Origin of the sequence: Microbacterium sp. DT81.1, from assembly GCF_049844955.1 — a bacterium.
Taxonomy (GTDB): Bacteria; Actinomycetota; Actinomycetes; order Actinomycetales; family Microbacteriaceae; genus Microbacterium.
Genome location: NZ_JBNCMA010000001.1, coordinates 1,006,229 through 1,024,458, shown reverse-complemented (window position 1 = coordinate 1,024,458; position 18,230 = coordinate 1,006,229). Strand labels below are relative to the sequence as shown.

The 18,230-nt window shown below is 70.0% G+C and carries 14 protein-coding genes, 1 tRNA gene and 1 other RNA gene; 10 read left to right on the top strand and 6 right to left on the bottom strand.

The genetic code is table 11. The annotated features are described in order from the left end of the window. The first annotated feature begins 50 nt into the window (after window positions 1-50). The 5 genes from ACLQ2Q_RS04815 to rnpB all read left to right on the top strand — a co-directional run bounded on the left by ACLQ2Q_RS04815 (window position 51) and on the right by rnpB (window position 3,471). Window positions 51-126, top strand: a tRNA-Val gene (locus tag ACLQ2Q_RS04815). Window positions 127-175: 49 nt separating this feature from the next. After that, on the top strand, window positions 176-907 hold the full coding sequence (locus tag ACLQ2Q_RS04810; protein ID WP_425818449.1) for a zinc ribbon domain-containing protein: 732 nt from the start codon (window positions 176-178) through the stop codon (window positions 905-907). After that, window positions 904-1,344, top strand: coding sequence for a reverse transcriptase-like protein (locus ACLQ2Q_RS04805; protein WP_425818447.1), 441 nt, complete (start codon window positions 904-906; stop codon window positions 1,342-1,344). Before ACLQ2Q_RS04810 ends, ACLQ2Q_RS04805 begins: the two co-directional genes overlap by 4 nt. Continuing rightward, on the top strand, window positions 1,322-3,064 hold the full coding sequence (locus tag ACLQ2Q_RS04800) for a bifunctional 3'-5' exonuclease/DNA polymerase (RefSeq protein WP_425818445.1): 1,743 nt from the start codon (window positions 1,322-1,324) through the stop codon (window positions 3,062-3,064). The genes ACLQ2Q_RS04805 and ACLQ2Q_RS04800 overlap by 23 nt, the downstream gene beginning before the upstream one ends. Before the next feature lie 40 nt (window positions 3,065-3,104). Next, window positions 3,105-3,471: RNase P RNA component class A (gene rnpB, locus ACLQ2Q_RS04795), an RNA gene on the top strand. Window positions 3,472-3,510: 39 nt separating this feature from the next. Here rnpB and ppgK read toward each other — a convergent pair. Then, complete coding sequence (gene ppgK / locus ACLQ2Q_RS04790; RefSeq protein WP_425818443.1) at window positions 3,511-4,299, bottom strand: polyphosphate--glucose phosphotransferase; 789 nt, start codon at window positions 4,297-4,299, stop codon at window positions 3,511-3,513. A gap of 89 nt (window positions 4,300-4,388) precedes the next feature. Here ppgK and ACLQ2Q_RS04785 point away from each other — a divergent pair, with 89 nt between their 5' ends. The 3 genes from ACLQ2Q_RS04785 to ACLQ2Q_RS04775 are packed head-to-tail and all read left to right on the top strand — an operon-like array spanning window position 4,389 to window position 9,012. Beyond that, window positions 4,389-4,616 (top strand): SPOR domain-containing protein, encoded by a 228-nt coding sequence (locus ACLQ2Q_RS04785; protein ID WP_425818441.1) that lies wholly within the window; start codon window positions 4,389-4,391, stop codon window positions 4,614-4,616. 38 nt (window positions 4,617-4,654) lie between these two features. Next, window positions 4,655-5,992, top strand: a complete 1,338-nt coding sequence (glnA, locus tag ACLQ2Q_RS04780) for a type I glutamate--ammonia ligase (RefSeq protein ID WP_425818439.1) — start codon at window positions 4,655-4,657, stop codon at window positions 5,990-5,992. Window positions 5,993-6,009: 17 nt separating this feature from the next. Then, window positions 6,010-9,012, top strand: a complete 3,003-nt coding sequence (locus ACLQ2Q_RS04775; protein ID WP_425818437.1) for a bifunctional [glutamine synthetase] adenylyltransferase/[glutamine synthetase]-adenylyl-L-tyrosine phosphorylase — start codon at window positions 6,010-6,012, stop codon at window positions 9,010-9,012. A gap of 65 nt (window positions 9,013-9,077) precedes the next feature. Here ACLQ2Q_RS04775 and glnA (ACLQ2Q_RS04770) read toward each other — a convergent pair whose 3' ends face one another. Continuing rightward, window positions 9,078-10,502 carry a type I glutamate--ammonia ligase gene (gene glnA, locus ACLQ2Q_RS04770; protein ID WP_425818435.1) on the bottom strand — a complete coding sequence of 475 codons (1,425 nt, stop codon included), beginning with the start codon at window positions 10,500-10,502 and terminating at the stop codon, window positions 9,078-9,080. 134 nt (window positions 10,503-10,636) lie between these two features. On the opposite strand from glnA (ACLQ2Q_RS04770), the gene ACLQ2Q_RS04765 reads away from it, so the two are divergent. After that, complete coding sequence (locus ACLQ2Q_RS04765) at window positions 10,637-11,041, top strand: RDD family protein (protein ID WP_425818433.1); 405 nt, start codon at window positions 10,637-10,639, stop codon at window positions 11,039-11,041. Window positions 11,042-11,090: 49 nt separating this feature from the next. Here ACLQ2Q_RS04765 and ACLQ2Q_RS04760 read toward each other — a convergent pair whose 3' ends face one another. Beyond that, window positions 11,091-11,801, bottom strand: coding sequence for a DUF4191 family protein (locus tag ACLQ2Q_RS04760; protein WP_425818431.1), 711 nt, complete (start codon window positions 11,799-11,801; stop codon window positions 11,091-11,093). Between the two features lie 127 nt (window positions 11,802-11,928). Here ACLQ2Q_RS04760 and ACLQ2Q_RS04755 point away from each other — a divergent pair, with 127 nt between their 5' ends. Further along, the gene (locus tag ACLQ2Q_RS04755) at window positions 11,929-13,311 is read left to right on the top strand and encodes a hypothetical protein (RefSeq protein ID WP_425818429.1); all 1,383 of its coding nucleotides are present in this window, start codon (window positions 11,929-11,931) and stop codon (window positions 13,309-13,311) included. A gap of 9 nt (window positions 13,312-13,320) precedes the next feature. Here the strand turns inward: ACLQ2Q_RS04755 and sucB are convergent, their stop codons facing one another. The 3 genes from sucB to ACLQ2Q_RS04740 all read right to left on the bottom strand — a co-directional run bounded on the left by sucB (window position 13,321) and on the right by ACLQ2Q_RS04740 (window position 18,189). Continuing rightward, on the bottom strand, window positions 13,321-15,180 hold the full coding sequence (sucB, locus tag ACLQ2Q_RS04750; RefSeq protein ID WP_425818427.1) for a 2-oxoglutarate dehydrogenase, E2 component, dihydrolipoamide succinyltransferase: 1,860 nt from the start codon (window positions 15,178-15,180) through the stop codon (window positions 13,321-13,323). A gap of 109 nt (window positions 15,181-15,289) precedes the next feature. Beyond that, window positions 15,290-16,663 carry a dihydrolipoyl dehydrogenase gene (gene lpdA, locus ACLQ2Q_RS04745; protein ID WP_425818425.1) on the bottom strand — a complete coding sequence of 458 codons (1,374 nt, stop codon included), beginning with the start codon at window positions 16,661-16,663 and terminating at the stop codon, window positions 15,290-15,292. Then, a complete protein-coding gene (locus tag ACLQ2Q_RS04740; protein ID WP_425818423.1) occupies window positions 16,660-18,189 on the bottom strand; it encodes a leucyl aminopeptidase in 1,530 nt (509 codons plus the stop codon). Before ACLQ2Q_RS04740 ends, lpdA begins: the two co-directional genes overlap by 4 nt. Window positions 18,190-18,230: the final 41 nt, after the last annotated feature.

The window sequence follows — 18,230 nt, the reverse complement described above, 5'->3', positions numbered from 1 at the left end:
GCGGTGCTCTCCCGACGGCGCGCGCACCCTCGCCTAGACTGAACGCGCACGGGCCTTTAGCTCAGCTGGTAGAGCGCCACGTTTACACCGTGGATGTCGTCGGTTCGATCCCGGCAGGGCCCACCACGATCCACCCCGCCGCGCGCTCCGGGGGGCGGGGGATTAGGTTGGTGGGGTGAATGCCAGCCCCGCAGACCAGCGCGCTCTCCTCGACGTGGCCGATTTGGACCGGCGCGCCCGGCGCGCCGAGGCATCCCGTCGCACTCCGCCCCAGGCGGCCCGCATCGGGGAGCTCACGGCGCAGCGCACGCTGCAGGCGCACGAGCTCGCGCTCCGGTCGGGCGTGCGCGACGACGCGCAGGTCGAACTGTCCCGTCTGGAGTCCGACGTCGCGGTGGCCGAGGCGCGCCGCGCGCGGGACGCCGCAAGGCTCGCCGCCAGCTCCAACTCGAAGGACGCGCAGGCGCTCGAGCACGAACTGGCGAGCCTCAAGAAGCGCCTGAGCGACCTGGAGGACGCCGAGCTGGACGTCATGGAGCGCCTGGAGCAGGCCGAGGCCGCGGTGGCGGCGCAGCAGGCGGTCATCGACGAGACGAACGCCGAGGGGTCCCGTCTCTCCGCCGAGGCGAAGGCCGTCGTCGCGGAGGCGACCGCCGAGCTGGAGCGCATCGCCCGCGACCGCGCAGCGATCGTCGCCTCGCTCCCGGCCGACCTGGTGGGGTACTACGAGAAGGTCGCGCTCCGGAGTCCGGGCGCGGCGCTCTTCACCCGCGGCACGTGCGAGGGCTGCCGCATGGTGCTCTCCGGCACCGATCTGCAGGCGCTGCGCAACGCGCCCGAGGACCGCATCGTGACGTGCCCCGAGTGCGGCTGCATCCTGGTGCGCACGGAGGAGTCGGGACTGTGACCGGGAGGCTCATCGTCGAGGCCGACGGCGGCTCCCGCGGCAATCCGGGCATCGCCGCCGGCGGCGCGGTCGTGATCGACGCGGAGTCCGGCGAGGTTCTGACCGAGCTGGGTGTCTACGTCGGCATCGCCAGCAATAACGTGGCCGAGTACAACGGGATGATTGCGGGCCTGGAGGCTGCGCTGGAGCGCGACGCCGAAGCATCCGTCCACGTGCGCCTGGATTCGAAGCTCGTGGTGGAGCAGATGACGGGCCGCTGGAAGGTCAAGCACCCCGACATGCAGGTGCTGGCGCGCAGGGCCCAGCAGCTCATCGCCGGCCGTGCGGTCACCTTCGAGTGGGTGCCTCGCCTCTCGAACAAGCGGGCGGATGCCGCGGCGAACGAGTCCATGGATCGGCGCGAGAGCTTCCGCCGTGACCTCCAGCCGTCGCGCTGAGCCCGCCCCCGCCTGGATCGTGCTCGGGCGGGTCACCGGGGTTCTCGTTGGAGCGGTGCTGCTGGATGCGGACTCCCACGAGCTCGCGCGCATCGACGTTCCGGCATCCGGGCTGGCGGAATGGGTCGCGGCTCGCGAGCGCGACGGAGCACCGCGCTGGGTGTGGAGCGACACCCCCACCTGGTACGGACCGCTGCTGGAGGCAGGGGTGCGGGTCGCGCGGTGCCACGACCTGCGGCTGTGCCATGCGATCCTCCGGGACAGCGCCTACGTCCGATCCGCGGAGCCCCTTCGAGCAGCGCGGGAGTGGGACGCCCCATCGGCCGACCTGACCCCTGGTGAAGACACGCTCTTCGAGGTCGCGGACGCCAGCGGACCGACGGGCGCGCCCGACGGACTCGACGCCGCCATGACCGAGTTCCCCCGGCAGCGCGCCGCCCTGGCATCGAGCGACCAGGACGCACGCCTGCGGCTCCTGCTGGCCGCCGAGTCGGCCGGTGCGCTGATCGCGTCCGAGCTGCGCTCGGCGGGTGTGCCGTGGGACGCCGCAGCCCACGATGCGATCCTCACCGACATCCTCGGCGCACGCCCCGTGGGCGGCGGCAATCCGGCCGAACTCGAACGAACCGGGCAGGCGGTGCGCGAGGCGCTCGGCGACCCGGCCCTCAGCCTGGACTCGCAGCCCAAGCTCATGAGGGCGCTGCACCGCTCCGGCATCCTGGTCGAATCGACGAGCCGCTGGGAGCTCGCCCAGCACGACCACCCGGCGATCGAGCCGCTGCTCGTGTACAAGAAGCTGTCCCGCCTCAACTCAGCCAACGGGTGGACGTGGCTCTCGACATGGGTGCACGACGGTCGCTTCCGCCCCGTCTACGTGCCAGGCGGCGTGGTCACAGGGCGGTGGGCGTCTTCCGGTGGGGGAGCCCTGCAGCTTCCTCGGCAGCTGCGTGCCGCCGTGAGCGCCGACCCGGGTTGGACACTCATCGTCGCCGACGTGGCTCAGCTCGAGCCGCGGGTGCTCGCCGGCATGGCGAGCGACACGGCGATGGCGGATGCCGCGCGCGGGCGCGACCTTTATGCCGGGATCGTCGAGCGCGGCGCCGTGGCAACGCGCGCCGAGGCGAAGGTGGCGATGCTCGGCGCGATGTACGGAGCGACGACCGGCAGCAGCGGCCGGCTGGTGCCCCGGCTCCGCTCGATCTTCCCTCGGGCGATGGCCCTCGTGGATCAGGCGGCGCGCACGGGGGAGGACGGTGGCATCGTCACCACCTGGCTCGGGCGCAGCTCGCCGCCGCCGTCGCCTGGGTGGCGGGAGGCGCAGTCGCGAGCCGGCGACCACGCGGCGCTGCCGGCCGATGAGCGCCGGGCTCGCCAGAGCGCTCGTGATCGCGGTCGGTTCACCCGCAACTTCATCGTGCAGGGCACGGCGGCGGAGTGGTCGCTCGCCTGGATGGCAGAGATCCGGAGGCGCCTCGACGCCCTCGGGGAAGTGGGCGAGGGGACTGCCGCCCCTCGCTCGGGCCCGGCGTTCGGCCGGAGGCCGCACCTCGCGTTCTTCCTGCACGACGAGGTCATCCTGCACGTCCCGCTCGAGCTGGCGGATGCGGCGGCCGACGCGGTGCGCGATGCCGCCGCATCCGCATCTCGGCTGCTCTTCGGCGACTTCCCCTTGGATTTCCCCCTCGAGCTGCACATCGCCGAGACGGCCGAGAAGACCTGAAGCGGGCGCCCGGCGCCGCTCGATAGAATGAGACCGCGAATGGGTCGGCTGGACGGTCACGTCGCGCGCGGTTCGCCGCACGCGCCGAGGAACGTCCGGGCTCCACAGGGCAGGGCGGTGGGTAACTCCCACCCGGAGTGATCCGCGAGACAGTGCCACAGAGAAGAGACCGCCGGGGTTCGCCCCGGTAAGGGTGAAACGGTGGTGTAAGAGACCACCAGGGGTCGCGGTGACGCGACTCGCTGGGTAAACCTCGCCCGGAGCAAGGTCAGACAGGGGATGTTGACGTGGCCCGCCGAGTCCCCGGGTAGGCCGCTGGAGCGGCACGGCAACGTGTCGCCGAGATAGATGACCGTCCACGGGGCTTCGCCCCCGGACAGAACCCGGCGTACAGGCCGGCCCATTCGCCCTTTCTCGCCATGCCGCTGCGCGGGCGGGCGGGGAACTCAGCTCGCTGCAACCACCGCAGGCGGGCCGTCTGCCGCCAGGCTCGCGGCGCCGATGATCCCCGACGAGTTGCGGTGCACCGCGGGAACGATAGGCGTGCGCAGCTTCAGCAACGGCAGGAACTTCTCCGGGTGCTTGGAGACCCCGCCGCCCACGACGAAGAGGTCGGGAGAGAAGAGGAACTCGATGTAGGAGTAGTACCACTGCAGGCGCTCGGTCCAGTCGCCCCATGACAGCTTCTCGCGCTCCATCGCGGAGTAGGCGGCGTATGACTCGGCGTCGCCGCCGTGCTTCGCGCGCTGCACATGCCCCAGCTCGGAGTTCGGGATCAGGACGCCGTCGTAGATCATCGCGGACCCGATGCCGGTGCCGAGGGTGGTGAGGATCGTCAGGCCCGCCTGGCCCTCCGCCGCGCCGTGGCGGACTTCGGCGATGCCGGCGGCATCCGCATCGTTGACGAAGTGGATGTCCCGGCCCAGGCCGTCCTCGAAGAACTTCTCCGCCTCGAAATCGATCCACTTCTTCGACACGTTGGCCGCAGAGAGCGTGCGCCCGCCCTTGACGATCGCGGGGAACGCCACGCCGAGCGCCATGTCCGAATCCCCGACGCCCAGCGTGTCGAGCACCTCGCGGACGGCGGCCAGGACGGCCTTCGGCTCTGCCCCCTCGGGAGTCGACACGCGGATGCGGTCGCTCGAGAGCTTTCCCTGATCGAGGTCGACGATGCCGGCCTTGATGCCGGTCCCGCCGATGTCGACTCCGATTGCCTGTGTCGCACCCCGTGTCATGCCTCCACCATACCCAGGCGCGGCATCCGGGATCAGTAGGATCGAGACAGCCGAGCCGTTCGACGGGCTCAGGAATCGAAGGAGTCATCGTGACCCGTGACGACGAGAAGTACTGGTACAACTTCACGACCGGACAGGTCGAGAAGGGCTACGAGTCCCCGGCCATCGACAGGGCCGGTCCTTTCGACACCGAAGCCGAGGCCGCGCACGCGCCCGAGTTGCTGCGCGAGCGCTCACGCGCCTGGGCGGAAGAAGAGGCGCGCGAGAACTCGTGGGGCACCCCGCCGCAGACGGAACAGGACACTGACGGCAAGTAGTCTGAGACGTCACGGGCCGAAGGGAATCCAGGGAATCCATGGACAAGCAACGAGACTTCGTTCTGCGCACGATCGAGGAGCGGGGCGTCAAGTTCGTACGCCTGTGGTTCACCGACGTCATCGGCACGCTGAAGTCGGTGGCGATCGCCCCGGCAGAGGTCGAGGGGGCCTTCAGTGAGGGCCTCGGCTTCGACGGCTCCGCGATCGAAGGTCTCACGCGCAGCTACGAGTCCGACCTGCTCGCCCACCCCGACCCGACGACCTTCCAGACACTGCCGTGGCGCGGGGAGATCGACCCCACCGCGCGAATGTTCTGCGACATCACGACGCCTGACGGGCAGCCGGCGGTGGCCGATCCCCGGCACGTGCTGAAGAAGGCGCTGGCCAAGGCGGCGGATCGCGGGTTCACCTTCTACACCCACCCCGAGATCGAGTTCTACCTGCTCAAGTCATCCTCCTTCGGCGCGGAGGGACCGGAGCCCGTCGACTCCGCCGGCTACTTCGACAACGTGCCCGGCGGCACGGCCCACGACTTCCGGCGACGCTCGGTGCGCATGCTCGAAGACCTCGGGATCTCGGTGGAGTTCAGCCACCATGAGGGTGGACCGGGCCAGAACGAGATCGACCTGCGGTACGCCGACGCCCTGGCGACGGCCGACAACATCATGACCTTCCGCACGGTCATCAAGGAGGTGGCGATCGAGCAGGGCGTCTACGCGACGTTCATGCCGAAGCCCCTCGGCGGCAAGCCGGGCAGCGGCATGCACACCCACATGTCCCTCTTCGAAGGCGATGTGAACGCCTTCTACGAGGAGGGGGCCACCTACCAGCTCTCCAAGGTCGGGCGGCAGTTCATCGCCGGTCTGCTGCGGCACGCCAACGAGATCGCCGCGGTCACGAACCAATTCGTGAACTCATACAAGCGGCTCTGGGGCGGCGACGAGGCGCCCAGCTTCATCACGTGGGGTCACAACAACCGGTCCGCGCTGGTGCGCGTGCCGCTCTACAAGCCCAACAAGGGCCAGTCGTCCCGCGTGGAGTACCGCGCGCTCGACTCCGCCGCGAATCCCTACCTCGCCTACGCGCTGATGCTGGCGGCCGGCCTCAAGGGCATCGAAGAGGGCTACGAGCTGCCGCCGGAGGCGGAGGACAACGTCTGGTCGCTGACCGACGCCGAGCGCCGCGCGCTGGGCTACGCGCCGCTGCCTGCCAGCCTCGACCACGCCCTCGAGTACATGGAGGAGAGCGAGCTCGTCGCCGAGACGCTCGGCGAGCAGGTGTTCCAGTACGTGCTGCTCAACAAGCGGAGGGAGTGGCAGGAGTACCGCTCCCAGGTCACCCCCTTCGAGCTGAAGAGCAACCTCGAGATGCTCTGACCCGGCGATGACCGCCGATGTCCACGAACGACCGCTCCTCCGCGCTGACCGACCTTGCCCGGCTGGGGTTCAGCAGCCTCGGTGAGGCAGAGGCGCAGCTCACAGAGCTGGCCGAGACGACCGGGCTGCCCCGCGAGGTTCTGACCGCGGATGCCGCCACGGCGGGCGATCCTGACGCCGGTCTCAGGGGCATGGTGCGCGTTGCGCGCCGGGATGCCGATGCCGTCCGCGACGTGCTGGCCGATGACCTCAGCCGCCGGGCGGTGTGGGCGCTGCTCGGCGCCTCGACGGGCTTCGGCGACTTCTACCTGCGGCATCCGGAAGAACTCGCGCACCTGCGGGGCTCCGCCGGCGCCCTCCCATCGAGCGCGGAACTGACCGATGCACTGCTCGAGTCGGTGGGCGCCGTCGACGGATTCGCCGAGAGCGGTGACGAATCGGCATGGTGCGCACTGCGCGTGCGCTACCGACGGCTCGTGGCCCAGATCGCCGTGTACGACCTGCTGAGCAGCGATCCCGTGGAGGCCGTCCGTGCCGTCTCGGCTCGGTTGGCGGATGCCGCCGGCGCGGCGCTGGAGGCGTCGCTCGCGGTCGCGCGGACGCGCATCTCCACGGGCGTCGCGGGGGCCGGTCTCTTCCCGCGCGAGGAGGTGGCGGCGGCACAGCTTGCGATCATCGGGATGGGCAAGACCGGAGCCCGTGAGCTCAACTACGTGAGCGATGTCGACGTCATCTTCGTCGGCGGGGCCGCGCCAGACAACGACACCGAACTGCCGGAGAGCAGGGTCATCGACATCGCGACGAGGCTGGCGGTGCAGACCATGCGCGGCATCTCGGGCGCGGAGATGGAGCCTGCGCTGTGGGAGGTCGACGCCAACCTGCGACCGGAGGGCAAGCAGGGCGCGCTCGTACGCACGCTGGACTCGCACCTGGCGTATTACGACCGCTGGGCGAAGAGCTGGGAGTTCCAGGCGCTTCTGAAGGCGCGCCCGATCGCCGGCGATGCCGAGCTCGGCGAGGCGTACGTCGATGCGGTGCAGCCGAAGATCTGGACCAGCGCCGCGCGCGAGAACTTCGTGGACAGCGTGCAGCGCATGCGGGAGCGGGTCACCGAGCACATCCCCACGGCGGACGTGCCCTACCAGTTGAAGCTCGGGCCGGGCGGCATCCGCGACATCGAGTTCACCGTGCAGCTGCTGCAGCTGGTGCACGGCCTCAGCGACGCCGGCATCCGTCAACGAGGGACGCTCGACGCCCTCGATGCGCTCGTGAGCGAGGGGTACATCGGCCGCAACGATGCCGCGATCTTCGCGCGGGACTATCGGACGCTGCGTCTTCTGGAGCACCGCCTGCAGCTCCAGGGACTCTCGCGCACGCACCTCATGCCCCGCACGCCGGATGGGCTCCGAGTGCTCGCGAGGGCGGCCGGCATCGCCGAGACCGGCCCCGACGTCTGGGCGCTGTGGGAGAGCGTGAAACGCGAGGTGCGCGAGATCCACGTGCGGCTCTTCTACCGGCCTCTCCTGTCCGTCGTCGCCTCGATGCCGGAGGAACAGCGTTCCCTCTCGACCGAGCAGGCCCACGACCGTCTGGCGGCCATCGGCTTCCGCGACCCCGCCGGGGCTCTGCGGCACATCGCCGCCCTCACGAGCGGCCTCAGCCGCAAGGCGACCATCCAGCGCCACCTGATGCCCGTGATGATCCAGTGGTTCGCGGACGGCGTGGATCCTGACTACGGGCTGCTGGCCTTCCGCCGCATCAGCGAGCGGCTCGGCAACATGCCGTGGTTCCTGCGGATGCTGCGGGACTCGTCGGCCGCCGGGGAGAGCCTGACGCGCGTGCTCTCCGGCTCGCGGTACATCGGCGAGCTGATGGAGTGGATCCCCGAATCGGTCGCGTGGCTCGACTCGGACGAGCACCTGCACCCCCGCAGCGGACGGGCGCTGCAGGAGGAAGCGCGGGCGATCCAGACGCGCCACGACACGATCGACGACGCGATGCGATCGGTGCGGGCGCTGCGCCGCCGGGAGCTGCTGCGCACGGCCATGGGGGGCCTCCTCGGCGTCCTCACGATCGAGCAGGTCGCGCAGGCGCTCACCACCATCACCGAGGTGACGATCCAGGCGACGCTGAGGGCGGTGTGGCGCTCGGTCGTCCCCGCCGCGGACGGCGCCCTCGACTTCGCGGTCATCGCGATGGGACGGTTCGGGGGAGCGGAGCTGGGCTTCGGCTCCGACGCCGACGTCATGTACGTCTACAACCCGAACGGCGTCGACCCGCAGCGGGCCCAGGAGCTGGCGCTCCTCGTGGTGTCCGAGCTGCGGCGGCACTCCGAAGACCACCGCCTGCCGCTCGAGCTCGATGCGGGTCTGCGACCGGAGGGCCGGAACGGGCCGCTGGCGCGGTCGCTCGAGGCGTACACCGAGTACTACCGTCGCTGGTCACTCTCCTGGGAGGCACAGGCGCTGCTGCGGGCCCGCGGGGTCGCGGGAAGCGTGAAGCTCATCCGCGCCTTCACCGATGTCGCCGATGGGGTGCGCTACCCGGCCGTGGTCGACCCGCAGGGCCTTCGTGAGATCAAGCGCATCAAAGCACGCGTCGAGAACGAAAGACTCCCTCAGGGCGTCGAGCGGACACGGCACCTCAAGCTGGGGCCCGGCTCGCTCAGCGACGTGGAATGGCTCGTGCAGCTGTGGCAGCTTGAACACGGTCACGGCATCACCGGCCTCCGAACCACCTCGACGATGACCGCGCTCGTGGCGGCGGAGGACGCCGGGCTGGTGAGCGACACCGGTGCCCAGCGCCTGCGGGAGGCCTGGCGCCTGGCCAGCCGGCTGAGGTCCGCCAACACCCTGCTCACCGGACGCACCAGCGACGTCCTTCCCACCGACCGCCGCCAGCTGGACGGCATCGGGCGGCTGCTCGGGTACCCGCCGCGCTCCGCGACGGAGGTCGAGGCGGATTACCTGGGCGCCACCCGCCGGGCACGCCGGGTCTTCGAGCAGCTCTTCTACGGGTAGCACGTACCGGGATCACACGACGAAGAGGGCCACGGTCGCCCGCGGCCCTCTTCGTGCGTCGTGCGTCAGACCCCGAAGTACAGCTCGTACTCGAAGGGGTGCGGGCGCTGAGCGAGCGGCTTGATCTCGTTCTCGACCTTGTACTCGATCCACGTGTCGATGAGCTCCTGCGTGAACACGCCGCCCTCGAGGAGGAACTGGTGGTCGGCCGCAAGGGCGTCGAGCGAGTCCTGAAGGGAGTTCGGGACCTGCGGGATGTTCTTCGCCTCCTCGGGGGGAAGCTCGTACAGGTCCTTGTCCACGGGCTCGTGCGGCTCGATGCGGTTCTTGATGCCATCGAGACCGGCCATGAGCTGCGCGGCGAAGGCCAGGTAGGGGTTGCCCGAGGCGTCGGGAGCGCGGAACTCGATGCGCTTGGCCTTGGGGTTGGTGCCCGTGATGGGGATGCGGATCGCCGCGGAGCGGTTGCCGGCCGAGTACACCAGGTTGACCGGGGCCTCGAAGCCCTTGACCAGGCGGTGGTAGCTGTTCAGCGTCGGGTTCGTGAATGCGAGCACGGCGGGCGCGTGCGCCAGCAGGCCGCCGATGTACCAGCGAGCGACATCCGAGAGTCCGCCGTAGCCGGCCTCGTCGTAGAAGAGGGGCTTGCCGTCGAGCCACAGCGACTGGTGCGTGTGCATGCCGGAGCCGTTGTCGCCGAAGAGCGGCTTGGGCATGAACGTCGCGACCTTGCCCCACTCGAGCGACGTGTTCTTGACGATGTACTTGAACTTCAGGATGTCATCGGCCGCGTGCACCATGGTGTCGAAGCGGTAGTTGATCTCGGCCTGGCCGCCGGTGCCCACCTCGTGGTGCGCGCGCTCGAGGATGAGTCCCGCCTCGATGAGCTTGAGGCTGATGTCGTCACGAAGGTCGGCCTGCTTGTCGACCGGGCTGACCGGGAAGTAGCCGCCCTTGTAGGGAGTCTTGTTGGCGAGGTTTCCGCCCTCCTCCTCGCGACCGGTGTTCCAGGCGCCCTCTTCGGAGTCCACGGAGTAGAAGCTCTGATTCTGCGTGACGGAGTAGCGCACGTCGTCGAAGATGTAGAACTCGGCCTCGGGCGCGAAGAACGCGGTGTCGGCGATGCCGGTCGAGGCGAGGTACTTCTCCGCCTTCTTGGCGACCTGACGCGGATCCTTCGAGTAGATCTCGCCGTTGCGCGGGTTGTAGATGTCGAACACCATGATGAGCGTCTTGTGCTCGCGGAAGGGGTCGACGTACGCCGTCGTCACGTCCGGAATCAGCTGCATGTCGGACTCGTGGATGTTCGCGAAGCCCCGGATGGAGGAGCCGTCGAACAGCTGACCGACCGTGAAGAACTCTTCGTCGACGGTCGACGCAGGGATGTTGAAGTGCTGCTGAACGCCAGGGAGATCGGTGAAACGGATGTCAAGGAACTTGACGTCGTTCTCCTTGATGAAGGTCAGCACCTCGGATGAATCGCGGAACATGGAACTCCAGAGGTAGGGCATCGGGAAGGACGACCCACCCGTAGCGGGTCGATTCGAACCTACCGACAGGGCGTTGCCCGACGGTATCTCCCACGTTTCGGCCGTGTTACGCGTGCGTGGTTACGCTGAGGAGCATGACGTCATCCGCCCCGCAGAGCACCTACCCCGGGCAGCGCCTCGGCCTGCCGGCCACCGGGCCGGGAAGCATCGCCCGTGTCGGCCGCCGACTCGCGGCCCTGGCGATCGACTGGACGGCCGCCGTTCTGATCTCGGTCGCCTTCTTCGCGTATGACTCGCTGGCGACGCTCACGATCTTCGCTCTCGTCCAGGTGGTGTTCATCCCCACGCTGGGCGGCAGCCCAGGGCATCGCCTGGTCGGACTGCGGGTGGCCGCCATGCGTGGAGGCTGGGTCGGCCTGTGGCGCCCGCTGGTGCGCACCGCGCTGCTCGTGCTGGTCATCCCGGCCGTCATCTGGGACCCGGATCAGCGCGGCCTGCACGACAAGGCGGCCGGCACGCTGCTGGTGCGCCGGGGCTGATCAGCGAGGGCGCCGGCCCGATCGATCAGCGAGGCGCTTACCCAGATGATCAGCGAGGGCGCTGGGCCCGCACCTTGGTGGGGTCGATTCCCTTCGGAATGGGGAGCGAGGACAGCGACTGCGAGACCGAGTCGATCCGGCGGATGACGGCGGCCATGGTGCTCTTGTCGATCTTCTTCGGGAGCGCCTTGATCGTCTTCGAGAGGTCGTCGATCTTCACATCGCCCTCGCCGTGACCGAGGTAGAGCACCGTGACGGGAACGCCCTGCGCGACCCGCTGCACCTTCTGGCGCTCCTCGTTCACGAGACGCGTGAGGCGGCCGCGCGCACCCTCGCCGACGAGGACGACGCCTCCGCGGCCCACGGCACGGTAGACGGCTTCCTGCGTTTTCGGGTTGACGGCCACGGGCATGTCGCTCGTCTGCCAGTTGCGGCCGAGGCTCGTGGACAGCACGTGTCCGGCGGCCCCCGGCATCCCGTCGATCTTGCGGTACATGGCCTTCGTCGAGAGCCGTGTCATCGTCATGAGAGCGGCGAGGATGCCCGCCATCAGGCCGGTGATGCCCCACAGCAGCACGCTCCACCACACGAGCGGCGGGATCAGGAAGCCGATGAGCACGCCGACGCCGACGGCCACCAGCACGATGCCGATCAGGAGCCACGGGAGCCACCGGTACGCCTCCCGCGTGAAGCGGAAGAGAGAGCTGATCTGCTTGAAGAAGCCGGGGCGCTTCTCGGGCTCGGGACTGCGTGCTGCCATGCGTCAAGAGTACCTTCAGAGCGTTGTCGGCCGAGCCGATTCCTCCCCAGGCGAACCGGAGGCGCGAGGCTGCACAGAATGCGTCTCGCCGGCTCGATGCCGCCGCGCGGCCGAGAACACTGAGACCGTGCCACCGCCTACGTCCCCTTCCGCCCCTGTCGCCGATGCGCCTCTCACCGATGCGTACCGCATCATCCGCACGGTGTCCCCACCCGAGACGCCTCTGGAGGGGACTCTTGCGCGCGACGGCGACCAGGTCGTCCTGCTCGTGGATGCGGCGGCCCTCGAGTCCTGGGCCGGCTGGGCCTTCGATCGCGCGCAGCACGTGCTCGGTCCCCACGACATCGCACGCAGACCAGACGGCCATGTAGCGGTGATGCCGTGGTGCACCGAGCGAGTGGATGTCTTCTTGGGACGGCGGCGCGCCGCCGCTTCGCCGCTGTCCGGTGGAGAGGTGGTGACCCTGGTCGTCAGCGCCCTCCGCGGAACCGCGGAGGCTCACCAGGGCCGGGCCGGAGACGAGGCGAGTCCCCGGGGAACCTGGTGGCTGACGGATGCCGGGCGGCCGGTGTTCGTGCACGGTGAGTCCGGCGCCGATGTCGAGGCGGGTGCTCGCCGGATCGTGGAGGACGCAGTCTCGTCATGCGACGATCGCGTCCTCAGTCGACTCGTGTCGGCGGCGATGAGTGCGCTTGATCGCCCGCGGACGCTTGCGCAGGAGGCGAGTCGGCTGGAGAGCGAGCTGTTCCACGCCTCCGCGCCGCAGCCCCTCGCGACCACGATCTTCCCGGCGGCGCGCGTGCGGGACCTCGAGGCGCCGGCGCTCCGCCCGGTCGGCGGCACCGCCGTCACCGCGGATTTCTCGCGTCCGCTGCGGGACACCATCGCGCGTCACGTCGACGGTGAGCTGGCCGACGCCGTCGCCGTGACGGTGGGCGGCGTCGTGCGAGCGGTGCGCGCCAAGTTCGGGCGTGGCCGGCGTGCCCCCTGGCTCGCGGCCGCCGGTGTGGCCGGCGCGATCGTGCTGGCAGGGGCCCTCTGGCCGACCGACGGGGGACACGATCCGGTGGCACAGGCGGCCGAGCCGGGCTCCTCGTCGGCGTCACCCCATCCATTCCCGACCGACGCATCGACGCCCGCAGCACCGCTCCCTGTTGACACTCCGGCGACGCCCGAGGCGGAGGCGCCGGAGGCGGAGACGCCGGCGCTCCCGCTCGAAGCGGAGGCCGGCCTGCTTCTGGACCGGTGGGCTTCGTGCGGATCGGCGGACGAAACGTCGTGCCGCGACGACGTGCTCGAGCAGACGGGGCTGCAGGTGAGTCCCGGCGTCATCGACCTGCCGGCGCGCGAGCGGGTGATCACGCTGCTCGATGACTATGGCGGCGCCGCTGTGCTCCGCGTCGAGTCCGCCGCAGGCAACGCGGCGCCGCAGCTGATGGTCATCATCCGGACAGACGACGGATGGCTGCTCCGCGACGTGTACGACGTCGCCGAGCAGCCATCCAAGTGAGGCCTGGAGTCAGATCCCCAGATCGCCCGCGAAGTCCGCCGCTTCCAGGCGGGTCTTGACGGCGCCGAGGAAACGTGCGGCATCCGCGCCGTCGATGATGCGGTGGTCGTACGACAGCGCGAGATACACGTACGAGCGCACCGAGATCGCGTCCTTGCCGTCGACCTGCACGACGCCGGGCTTCTTGACCACGGCGCCGAGCCCGAGGATCGCCGACTGCGGCAGGAAGACGATCGGTGTGTCGAAGAGCGCTCCCCGCGACCCGGTGTTCGTCAGCGTGAACGTCCCGCCCGCGAGCTCGTCGGGCTTCAGCTTGTTGTCGCGGGTGCGCGCGGCGAGGTCGGCGATGTCGCGGGCGAACTGCGCCAGGCTCTTGCCTGCGGCGTCCTTCACGACGGGCGTCAGCAGGCCGCGCTCGGTGTCGACGGCGATCGAGATGTTCTCGCTGGCGGGGTAGACGATGTCGGTGCCGTCGACCGTCGCGTTGACGATCGGGAACGCCTGGAGCGCCTCGACCGCCGCGACGGCGAAGAAGGGCAGGAACGACAGCTTGTCGCCGGTCTTGGCCTGGAAGTCGCTCTTCACCTGGTCGCGGAACGACGACAGCTTGGTCACGTCGACCTCGACGACTGTGGTCAGCTGTGCGGTGGCCTGCATCGACGCGACGGCGCGCTCGGCGATCACCTTGCGCAGCCGCGACATGGGCTGGGTGGTTCCGCGCAGCGGTGAGACCTCGAGCTTGGGGGACGGGGCCGGCGCGGGAGTGGCCTGTGCCGCCGGAGCGGACGCGGCTTCCGCCGCCTTGAGCACGTCTTCCTTGCGGATGCGACCGCCGACGCCCGTGCCCTGCACGGTGGCGAGATCGACACCCTGCTGCGCCGCGAGGCGACGGACGAGGGGCGTGACGTAGCTGCGGTCGCTCGACGCGTCGTCCACGAACGTCGGCGCCGGCGGCTCCGGCCGCTCGGCCTTCGCCGCCTCGGGGGCGGCCTGCTGCGGAGCAGCCTGCTGCGGAGCGGGGGCACTCGGCTGCGGAGCGGCGGGCGCCGGCTCTTCGGCAGGCGCCGGCTCTTCGGCAGGCGCCGGCTCTTCGGCAGGCGCCGGCTCTTCGGCAGGCGCCGGCTCTTCGGCGGGCGCCGGCGCGGGCTCAGCCGCGGGCGCGGCCTGCTCCTGCGTCGGTGCTTCCGGCGCTGGGGCCTCGGCCGGCGCACCGCTGCCCACCTTGGCGAGCACGGCACCGACGGCGACCGTCTCGTCCTCCTGCACCACGATCTCCTGGAGCACTCCGGCGACGGGGGAGGGGATCTCGGTGTCGACCTTGTCGGTCGAGATCTCGAGCAGACCCTCGTCCACCTCCACGGTGTCGCCGACCTGCTTCAGCCAGCGGGTGACAGTGCCCTCCGTGACGCTCTCACCGAGCTCGGGCAGCACGATCGACGTGCTGTCGCCGCTGGCGGCGGGTGCCGGCTCGGGCGCGGGGGCTCCCTGCGGCGTCTCCGATGCCGGGACGTCGGCTTCGATCGGCTTCTCGACGGACGAAGCCTCGGGCTCCTCCACAGGGTCGCTCGTCGGCTCCGAAGGAGCGGAGTCGGCCGGGGCCGCCTCCGCTGCGGCATCCGAACCCGCGCCGCTGCCGTCGCCGATCTTCGCGAGCACGCCACCGACCTCGACGGTCTCGTCCTCCTGCACGAGGATCTCCTCGAGCACGCCGCTGACCGGAGAGGGGATCTCCGTGTCGACCTTGTCAGTCGAGATCTCGAGCAGGCCTTCGTCCGCCTCGACGGTGTCTCCCACCTGCTTCAGCCAGCGGGTGACCGTTCCCTCGGTCACGCTCTCGCCGAGAGCGGGGAGGACCACGGATGTGCTCATGACGGTGTCTCCTTCAAGATGTCGATGACTTCTCTAGCTTAGTGATGCCCCTGCGAAGCATTGCTCTCCAACGCGTGGAGCGTTGCCCTGCCACGCGGCGGGCGATGGTCTACAGGGCGTGCAGCGGCTTTCCGGCCAGGGCGAGGAACGCCTCGCCGAGCGCTTCGCTCTGGGTGGGATGCGCGTGGATCAGGGGCGCGATGTCCTCGGGATGGGCCTCCCAGCCGACGGCGAGCTGACCCTCGGCGATCAGCTCGCCCACTCGATCGCCCAGCAGATGCACGCCGAGGATGGGCCCGTCCTTCTGCCTCACGACCTTGACGAGCCCGGCCGTGCCGATGATCTCGCTCTTGCCGTTGCCAGCGAGGTTGTACTCGTACGACACCACGCCGTCGGCGCCGTGCGCATCGATCGCCTGGGCTTCGCTGAGGCCGACGGACGCCACCTCGGGGCTGGAGTATGTCACCTTCGGAATGTTGACGTCCCGGATGAGCGCGGGGCTCAGTCCCGCGATCTGCTCCGCCACGAAGATCCCCTGCTGGAAGCCGCGGTGCGCCAGCTGCAGGCCGGGCGTGATGTCGCCGACCGCCCACACGCCGTCCACACCGGTGCGAAGGGAGTCATCGACGGTGACGTACCCGCGGTCCAGGGCAACCCCGGCCTCCTCGAAGCCGAGACCGCTCGTCACCGGGCCGCGACCGACCGCCACGAGCAGGTAGTCCGCCTCGTAGGACTTCCCGTCCTCGAGCGCGACCGTGACGCCGTTGCCGGTCTGCGTCACACCCTGGAACCGCACGCCGAGGTCGTAGGCGATCCCGCGCCTGCGGAATGCGCGCTCCAGCCCCTTGCTCATGGCGAGGTCCTCGTTGGGCACGAGGTGCGGGAGCGCCTCGATGATCGTCACCTCCGCACCGAAGGAGCGCCACACGCTGGCGAACTCGACTCCGATCACACCGCCACCGAGGATGACGACGTGCCCGGGCACCTCCGTCAGCTCGAGCGCGCCCTCGCTCGTGAGGACCCGGCCGCCGATGTTCAGGCCCGGCAGCGTGCGGCTGTAGGAACCGGTCGCCAGGATGACGTCGGCACCGGTGTAGGTGTCCTCGCCCACCCGGACGGAGCGCCCACTCTCCAGTCGTCCCTCCCCGGGCACGACCGTGACGCCGCGCGCCTTCAGCAGGCTCTCGAGGCCCCTGAACTTCTTGGCCACGATGCCCTCGCGGTAGGAACGCACCCCCTCGACGTCGATGCCATCGAGCTGCGCCCTGACTCCGAACGAAGCAGCGTCGCGCACGTTCTCGGCGACCTCCGCCGCATGCAGGAGCGCCTTCGTGGGTATGCAGCCTCGGTGCAGGCACGTGCCTCCCACCTTGTCCTTCTCGATGAGCGCCACCGACTTGCCGAGCTCGGACGCGCGGATGGCCGCCGCGTAGCCGCCGCTGCCGCCTCCGAGCACGACGATGTCGAACGTGTGGTCGCTCATCGCGACTCCTCTCCCTGCGTGGCGGATGAGCCCTCGGTGGCGGACGAGCTCTCTGCGGCGGATGAGCTCGCGAGGAACTCGATGAGCGAGCGAACCGTCGCGCCCGTCGGCCCCTTGTCGGTGAAACCGTATCCGCCGCCCTTGTTCATCCCCACGCCGGCGATGTCGAGGTGCACCCAGGGGATGCGGGGCGCGTCATCCTCGTCCGACACGCGGCCGACGAAGTGGCGGAGGAACAGACCGGCGAACAGCGAGCCGCCCGCCGGGTCGCCGATCTTGGCGTTGGCGAGGTCGGCGATCGGGGAGTCGAGGTCATCGACCATGTGAGCGGGCAGGGGCAGGTGCCACGCGAGCTCGCCCGTGCGATTCGCGGCCTCCAGGTACTCCTTCACCGCACCGCCCTCACCCATCACACCGGCGTGGCGCGTGCCGAGCGCGATCGTGATGGCGCCCGTGAGCGTCGCGACGTCGATGATCACATCAGGGTGCTCCCGGCTGGCGGCGACGAGGCCGTCGCCCAGCACGAGCCGGCCCTCGGCATCCGTGTTCAGCACCTCTACGGTCGTGCCGTCGAGCATCCGCAGCACGTCGCCCGGTCGCGTCGCCCGCCCCGACGGCATGTTCTCGGCGATGCACAGCCATGCCGTCACGTGCACGGGAAGCCCGCGCGTCGCAGCCGCACGCAGCACGGCCAGGGCGGTGGCCGCGCCGCACATGTCGTACTTCATCCCCACCATGGATGCCGCGGGCTTCAGCGAGAGCCCCCCGGTGTCGAACGTGATGCCTTTGCCGACGAGGGCGACGTGCCGGACGGCGTCCGCGGGGGAGTAGTCCAGTCGCACGAGACGCGGCGGGCGGTCGGACCCTTGGCCGACGCCGAGGATGCCGCCGAATCCGCCATCGGCGAGCGCGGCCTCATCGAAGACCTGCACATCGACGGGAAGATCCGCCACCGAGTCGACGGCTCGCCGGGCGAAGTCGTCGGGCCCCAGCCATTCGGCCGGGATCGTGACGAGGTCCTTCACCAGGGCGACGGCGTCGGCGTCCGCCTGAGCGGCCAGCACGGCGTTCGGCGGCAGATCGGCGTGCAGCACGACCCGCGATGCGCGCTTCTTCGCACCGCCGCTCTTGTATCCGTCGAACGCATACCCGCCGAGGCCCGCGCCCTGCGCCGCGGCGCTCAGGCTCTCGGCATCCACGGCGCCGAGCACGCCGACCGCGACGGTCTCGAAGCCCGTGAGGGTGCGGATGCCGGTACCGACCGCGTCGCGGATCGAGACGGCATCCGGCGTCTTTCCCGCGCCGACGACGGCAAGCGGAACCGATGTCAGATCCGGCAGATGCACGCGCGCGAACGCACTGGGTCCGCCGGTGAACCCCACGGCGGTGAGCGTCTCGTGGAGCCCCGGCCACTCGCCGAACGCCGATGTGTCCTCGCCGTCCAAGGAGGGGACTGCCAGCAGGATGGCATCTGCGTCGGATTCTCGAATGGGTGCGCTGCTCTGGGCGAGCTCGGGAAGAGACATGCACCCCATCCTAGGTTTCACGTGTTCGCTGAAAGCGGGAG